The sequence below is a fragment of the Actinomadura oligospora ATCC 43269 genome (assembly GCF_000518265.1).
Classification (GTDB): Bacteria; Actinomycetota; Actinomycetes; order Streptosporangiales; family Streptosporangiaceae; genus Spirillospora; species Spirillospora oligospora.
On the sequence record NZ_JADG01000012.1, the window covers coordinates 393,008 to 399,556 of the forward strand.

Annotated in this window: 7 protein-coding genes; 5 read left to right on the top strand and 2 right to left on the bottom strand. The window is 71.9% G+C overall.

All coding sequences use genetic code 11. The annotated features are described in order from the left end of the window. Positions 1 to 23 precede the first annotated feature (23 nt). The 5 genes from P696_RS0121980 (at position 24) to P696_RS47235 (ending at position 5,396) form a co-directional block, all read left to right on the top strand. Entirely contained in the window at positions 24 to 1,340 is a 1,317-nt protein-coding gene (locus P696_RS0121980; protein ID WP_026414026.1) for a retropepsin-like aspartic protease, read from the top strand. Positions 1,341 to 1,529: 189 nt separating this feature from the next. Then, on the top strand, positions 1,530 to 1,859 hold the full coding sequence (locus tag P696_RS0121985) for a hypothetical protein (protein WP_026414027.1): 330 nt from the start codon (positions 1,530 to 1,532) through the stop codon (positions 1,857 to 1,859). Positions 1,860 to 2,120: 261 nt separating this feature from the next. Then, positions 2,121 to 2,540 (top strand): (R)-mandelonitrile lyase, encoded by a 420-nt coding sequence (locus tag P696_RS0121990; RefSeq protein WP_026414028.1) that lies wholly within the window; start codon positions 2,121 to 2,123, stop codon positions 2,538 to 2,540. Between the two features lie 35 nt (positions 2,541 to 2,575). Continuing rightward, positions 2,576 to 3,601: a zinc-binding dehydrogenase gene (locus P696_RS0121995; RefSeq protein WP_026414029.1), complete on the top strand. Its 1,026-nt coding sequence runs from the start codon at positions 2,576 to 2,578 to the stop codon at positions 3,599 to 3,601. Positions 3,602 to 3,707: 106 nt separating this feature from the next. Beyond that, positions 3,708 to 5,396, top strand: a complete 1,689-nt coding sequence (locus tag P696_RS47235) for a carboxylesterase/lipase family protein (protein WP_051467981.1) — start codon at positions 3,708 to 3,710, stop codon at positions 5,394 to 5,396. Between the two features lie 62 nt (positions 5,397 to 5,458). Here P696_RS47235 and P696_RS0122005 read toward each other — a convergent pair whose 3' ends face one another. Continuing rightward, entirely contained in the window at positions 5,459 to 5,755 is a 297-nt protein-coding gene (locus P696_RS0122005) for a hypothetical protein (RefSeq protein ID WP_157429842.1), read from the bottom strand. A 528-nt stretch (positions 5,756 to 6,283) separates the two neighbouring features. Next, the gene (locus P696_RS54710; RefSeq protein ID WP_084337928.1) at positions 6,284 to 6,475 is read right to left on the bottom strand and encodes a DUF397 domain-containing protein; all 192 of its coding nucleotides are present in this window, start codon (positions 6,473 to 6,475) and stop codon (positions 6,284 to 6,286) included. Between the last annotated feature and the right edge of the window lie 74 nt (positions 6,476 to 6,549).

The following is a 6,549-nucleotide window of genomic DNA, read 5'->3' on the forward strand; positions in this document are numbered from 1 at the left end:
ACGACGCCTCCGAGGAGCCCCGGATGTCCCTTTCGGCCGACCACTCACGCCGCCGGTTCCTGCACCGCGCGGGCCTGGCCGCGACCGCCGCGGCGGCCCTTCCCCTGACCGGCTGCGGGACGGACCGTGCCGCCACGGGCTCGGCGCGCAACGTCGCCGCCACGTCCGACGACGGCCCTGACCGGCTCTTCCGGGACGGCCGGTTCGCCGAAGCCGAGCGCGGATACCGGCGGTCGCTGCAGGTCGACCCGAAGGACGCGCACGCCGCCGCACAACTCGGCTACATCGCCCTGCTCTCGAACCGGTTCGGGGCGGCCGAGCGGCACCTGTCCGACGCCGTCGGGTTGAACCCGGGCGACAACGAATCCAGGCGGCGGCTCGCCGAGTGCTTCGTCCGGCAGGATCGGCACGCCCGCGCGATCCCGATCCTCAACGAGGTCGGGACGCCGCTCGCCAAGGGGTCCGCCACGCAGTACGGCCACCTGGACGGGACGCCGTACCGGATCTCGGGACCGTCCGGGACGCGCGTGCCGTTCACGTTCATCGACCCGCTGCCGGTGGTGGAGGCGTCGGTGAACGGCTCGGCGCCGAAGCGGTTCCTGGTGGACACCTACGCGACGTTCGACCTGTCCCCGGAGGCCGCGAAGGAGCTGGGGCTGACCGCGGTCGCGACCGTGACGGGCGTGGCGAGCAACACGCCGGTCACCATCTACCTCGGGGTGTTGAACTCACTCCGGATCGGCGGCATCGAGATCCGGAACCTGCCCGTCCAGTGGTCGGACGGAGCGCCCCGGCCGACGCTCCCGGACGGCACGAGGCCCGCGGGCGCGTTCGGAACGACGATCATGTACCACTTCCTGACCACGATGGACTACGCGCGGCGGGCCCTGGTCCTGCGGCGGCGCGGGCACGCGAACCGGTCGGACGGGCTGCCGCTGTGGCTGGCCGGGGACCACTACCCGTGCTCGGTGGGCAGCCTGCGCGACTACGGCCCCCGGATGGTCACGCTCGACACCGGCGGGATCGGCCACGGCCTGGACACCACGGTGGAGATCGCCGAGCGCGCGGGCATCGCCGTCGACCGCGACCACCCGATCCCGTCCCCCAACGGGGCCAAGGTGTACCCGTGCCGTCCGGACCGGATGAGCCTCGGCCGCGCGGTCGGACGGAACGTCCTCGGGTACGCCGTCGAGAAGGTCTTCCCGGGCCTGCCCGGCCCCGGACTGTCGTCCATGGTCGGCTTCGACCTGATGGCCAACTTCTCGCACGAGTTCTTCAAGCCGTACGCGGTGACGTTCGACTACGCGTCCATGCGGCTGCGCCTCGCCCGCGGACGCTGACCGGGCCACTGCCGAGCCGCTGCCGGGCCGCTGCCGGGCCGCTGCCGGGCCGCTGCCGGGCCGCTCCGAGCGCGGATGATCTCGTTAGGCGGGTGGGAGTTTTCCCTGGTCAGAGAGCGGGAAATCCCCATTTCAGCTACAGAGAGTAGCGATCGTGTGCCCAACGTGGGCACCATGGGAGGAGTTCCATTGAAGCTGACCTACCTCGCCCTCGCGGCGGGCATCGCCGCGGCCCCGCTCTTCACGGCCCCCGCCCAGGCGTCCACGTCCGGGTGGGAGCACCAGGAGCACCGCGCGATCTATGACTGCCAGTCCGTCTACACCACGCGCAACTACCCGCCGAACGCCATCGGCGAGCGCTGCGTCGCCTCGGCCGGGTCTCCCACGACGGGCATCATCGACCACGGGGTGACCCTGAAGTCGGTCAACGGCGAGAGGCTGCACTGCCGCTACATCGACCTTGAGAACCTCCCGGACCGGGTCTTCGCCAGCCGCTGCTACCACGAGCCCTGGTGGTGACACGCGCCCGCCTGCGATGCGTGCCCGCCTCGGAAGCGCGACCGACGCTGAGGCGGGACCGACGCTGAGGCGGGACCGACGCGGGGCAGCCCCCGGTGACGGCCGGGGGCTGTCCGCGCTTCTGGTCCCGGCGCTCGCCCGGGCCTGGGCTCCCGGGGCATTTACCTGGAACAAGATCCCCCGACGCACCCCCGTGACCTGCGCTTTTCTCGCCGCGGGCAGACCGGTACCTGAGCGGATGACGTGAGAGAAGGGGCATCCATGGAGGTCTACAAGCGGACGCCGACCGACAAGGCGCCGTCCGACCGGTTCACCGGGGACGCCTGGTGGGACGTGATCTACGCCGGGAGCGAGCCGTCCCAGGCCAGGCTGAACCGGGTGCGGTTCGCGCCGTCCGCGCGCAGCGACTGGCACACCCACACCCTCGGGCAGACCCTGCACATCGTGTCGGGGGTCGCGCTGATCCAGTCGCGGGGCGGCGAGATCGTCGAGGCGCATCCGGGGGACACCATCCACACGCCCCCCGGCGAGGAGCACTGGCACGGCGCCGCGCCCGACACGTTCATGGAGCACCTGGCGCTGTGGGAGGGCACCGGCGACCCGCGCGTCCCCGAGACGGACTGGGGCGCCAAGGTCACCGACGAGGAGTACGGCGGGCCGCGTCGCAGCACCCGCGCCTGACCACACGACGCCGACGGAGAGGGGGGCGAGGCATCATGCGTGGAGCCCTGCTGTACGCGCCCGGGGATGTGCGCGTCGAGGCGCGCCCCGATCCGCGGATCGTCGAGCCGACGGACGCGGTCGTCCGCGTGACGGCGACCTGCGTGTGCGGGTCGGACCTGTGGCCGTACCGGGGCGTCGCGGACTTCGACGCCCCGAGGCCGATGGGACACGAGTACGTCGGGATCGTCGAGGAGGTCGGCGACGACGTCTGGACGGTCAGGCCGGGCGAGTTCGTGGTCGGGTCGTTCGTGGCGTCCGACGACACGTGCGAGCTGTGCGAGGCGGGATACCAGAGCTTCTGCGTGCGCCGGGTGGCCATGGGCTCGATCGGGACGCAGGCCGAGTACGCGCGCGTCCCGCTGGCGGACGGCACGCTGGTCGCGGTCTCGGGCGGCCCGCCGGACGCGGACCTGGTGCCCGGCCTGCTGGCCGCGTCGGACGTCCTCGGGACGGGGTGGTTCGCGGCGGTCGCGGCGCAGGCCGGACCGGGCACGACGGTCGTGGTCGTCGGGGACGGCGCGGTCGGGCTGCTCGGCGTCCTGGCGGCCCGGCGGCTGGGGGCCGAGCGGATCATCGCCATGAGCAGGCACGTCTCCCGGCGGCGGCTGGCCATCGAGTTCGGCGCGACCGACGTCATCGCCGAGCGCGGGGACGAGGGCGTGGCGCGGGTCAGGGAGCTCACCGGCGGCCTGGGCGCGCACAGCGTCATCGAGGCGGTCGGGACGCAGGAGGCGATGACGCAGGCGATCCGTTCGACGCGTCCCGGCGGGCATGTCGGGTTCGTCGGGGTCTCGCACGGCGTCCGGCTTCCGGGGGACGAGCTGTTCGCCTCCGGCGTCCACCTGCACGGAGGGCCCGCGCCGGTGCGCAGGTTCCTGCCCGAGCTGGTCCGGCTGATCGTCGACCGCGAGATCGACCCCGGCAGGGTCTTCGACCTCGAACTGCCGCTGGAGCGGGCCGCCGAGGCATACCAGGCGATGGACGCGCGCACCGCCGTCAAGGCCCTGCTGCGTCCGTAGGGCTCTGGCCTGCGGAAACGTGGCGGTCAGCGGACGGTGCGCAGGCGGTGCGCCGAGGCCGCGAGTCTTCCTTCATCGAACGACGGACGAAGATTCGGAGCCCCCGATGAAGAAGCGCCTGAAGGTCACGCTCGCCCCCGCCGTCCTCGGCCTGGTCCTGGCGACCGCCTGCGGAACCGCCTCCGCGATGCCCGCCGCACAGCAGGACGTCCTCGCCAAGACCGATGCCGGGACGGTGCGCGGCATCACCCACGGGCAGACCCGCCAGTACCTCGGCGTCCCGTACGCCGCGCCGCCGGTGGGTGCGCTGCGGTGGAAGTCGCCGCAGCCCTCGCGTCCTTGGAAGGGCGTTCGGAACGCGACAGCTTCCGGCCCGGCGTGCGTCGGCCCGTCCTACAACCTTCCGGCCGGGACGAGCGTCAGCGAAGACTGCCTGACTGTGAACGTCACGACCCCCGCGTCGGCTCCTGCGCGTCCTCGGCCGGTGATGGTGTTCGTGCACGGAGGCGACTTCACGTCCGGGACGGGCAGCGCGTTCGACCCGAGCGAAATGGCGACGCGCGGCGACGTCGTGGTGGTCACCCTCAACTACCGGCTCGGCATCTTCGGATTCTTCGGTTTCCCCGGGCTCCCGGGTTCAGGTGACTTCGGCTTGCAGGACCAGCAGGCCGCGCTGCGCTGGGTGCAGCGCAACGCCCACGCGTTCGGCGGCGACAAGGCGAACGTGACGCTGTTCGGACAGTCCGCCGGATCCGCGGGCGTCTGCGCGCAACTCACCTCACCGGCAGCGCGCGGCACGTTCAGCAAGGTGATCCTGCAAAGCGCCAGCTGCGGCACCCTCCAGCCGCGTCTCTACCCGGGAGCACCCGCACCGACCCCGCAGAACGTCTCCCCGTGGGCTCCCCTGAAGACCGTGACCGCACGAGGCGCCACCCTCGCGTCCAAGCTCGGCTGCACCACGGACGCGATGGCCTGCCTGCGCAAGGCCCCAGTGGACGCCCTCGCCGGGCCGGGCACGATGACCGACCCCACGTTCCCGTCGTTCGGATCGCCCGCCTACGGCACCCCGACCTTGCCCACCAACCCCGAGCAGGCCATCAAGCGGGGACGGTTCGCCAAGGTCCCCGCCATGATCGGCAGCACCCGCGACGAAGGACGGTTCGTCACCGCGTCCATCGTGAACCCGGCGATCGGCAAGGTCACCTTCACCCCGGACGTCTTCACGAAGCTCACCGACGCCGCCTACGGCCCCGACGCCCCTGCCGTCCGCCGCGCCTACCGGCCGTCCACCTACGAGAAGGACCTGCTGCCCAACACTCCCCCGACCGACCGTCCGAACGTCGAAGGCGCCCTGGCCTGGGCCGCGATCGAAACCGACCGCGCCTCCGTCTGCCCGATCCTGGGCGATGCGAACGCCCTGTCCCGCCGCGTCCCGACCTACGTCTACGAGTTCGCCGACCGCACCGCCCCGACCTGGATCCCCGTCCCGGCGACCTTCCCAGGCGGCGCGGCCCACCTGACCGACCTGCCCTACCTGTTCGCCACGACCCGCCCCGCGCCGTCCGGCCCCGCCAAGCTCACCCCGGCCCAGCAGCACCTGTCCGCCCAGATGATCGCCTACTGGACGAGCTTCGCCCACACGAGCGCTCCCAAGACCACCGCCGCCCCCACCTGGCCCCGCTACAGCGCCAAGACCCCCCGAGTCCAGAACCTCACGACCAACGGCGCAGCACGCATGCCCCTCACCAACAACGCCACCGCCCACAAGTGCACCGTCTGGTCGACCACCCACTAACCACGACGCAAGAGGCCCCGCCCACCAGGGCGGGGCCTTGCGTGCTGTTCGCGGGCAAGGTCCTACAGGACGGTGATCGACCAGGGACCCTGGGCGCGGATGGCGAGGATCGCCGGGCAGTGGAACATGAACTCTGTGGTGGCGTCGCCCTTCACCGAAGCGAGGACGGCCTCCGTTTCGAATCCGGGCGTGAGTGCGTGCACCTGCGCTGGGCCGCGCCCACGATGCACGAAACGGGCAGGTGCCCCGGCGGGTCCGATGTAGGCGACAACGTCCATTCCATAGCCGCCCACCCGATCGGCGAACTCGCGGGGCGCGACGTCCTCAACGACGATGCGCCAGCGCCCGGACGCCGCCACGTGCATTTCCGTCCGGCCGCGCCAGCTCTCTGGGACCGGCACCCTGCCCCGCCTGGCCTTCGTCGCCGCGTACAGGGCCGTCCCCTTGTCCGTGAGGATGCTGCGAGGCCCCACCACGATCGGCCCGTCCGGCGAATCGACGTGCAGCTACGCGACCCCCTCCAGCGGCTGCGCAAAGGTGATCTCGAAGTCGCCCCGTCCCTCGTGACTGGCGAACACCCCACCCTCGACGGCCACCGGACCAGGCGCCTTCCACTGCTCCTCGCGCCGCGTCCGAACGAGTCGCGCGACCGCAGGCCGAGAACTCACCTCCGACTCGTCCTCACGCCCCACCAGCGCCGCCCGCGCAGGCCCCGACGTCCCCGCGCCCTCAACGCCCCCGGCAAGCCCACGCCCCCGAGCCCCCCGCCGAAACCTGTCCCAAATCACCACCAAACCCTATTCACGCCCCGCCGCAAGCCCTTCTCGCCGCCCGCACCCAACCGTGATCGCCACCCGCACCTCCCGCCGAGACTCACACACCCCGCCTCAGTTGGACGACACGCCCCGCTTCACGCGCCCGACCAACTCGGTGAAATCCCCAACAGGGAGCACGAGGCTTCCTCCTCCAAACGCCTTGCTGTCGCGGACCGCCACTGCGAGCCCGAGAGCGGCCACCTCCACACACTCTCCCGACGTCCCACCGGACGAGTGGCTGCTCTTCCGCCAGGTCAGAACCATCACGCACCGCCTTCATTCGAGCTACGAGGTCAGCGAAGACATCACCAGTCACGACAGGTGCTACCCGGAGCGCT